We start from the raw sequence: 231 nt of genomic DNA, 5'->3' as shown, positions 1-231 counted from the left end.
CCCCGCGGTTTTGGAGTTCAGTGAGATCACCCAGCCAGAACTTAGCGCCTTCATTCTCTGATAACCACATACCAAGCAGCTCTTTTTTACCGTTAAGGTTAACGCCTAGCGCTAAGTAAATGGCTTTGTTGATGATCTGCTTGTCTTGACGTATCTTCACGACGATGCAGTCCAAATAGACGATAGGATAAACACTATTCAATGGCCTGTTCTGCCAAGCGGTGATGTCCT

1 protein-coding gene is annotated in these 231 nt (G+C 46.3%); it reads right to left on the bottom strand.

Annotated features, from left to right (window positions below):
• On the bottom strand, nucleotides 1–231 hold a 231-nt coding region (locus AAEY80_RS14910; RefSeq protein ID WP_350588650.1), incomplete at both ends, for a transposase.

Origin of the sequence: Psychrobacter sp. 78a-MNA-CIBAN-0178 (assembly GCF_040309625.1) — a bacterium.
GTDB classification, from domain to species: Bacteria; Pseudomonadota; Gammaproteobacteria; order Pseudomonadales; family Moraxellaceae; genus Psychrobacter; species Psychrobacter okhotskensis.
This window is presented reverse-complemented; position numbering and strand designations above follow the sequence as displayed.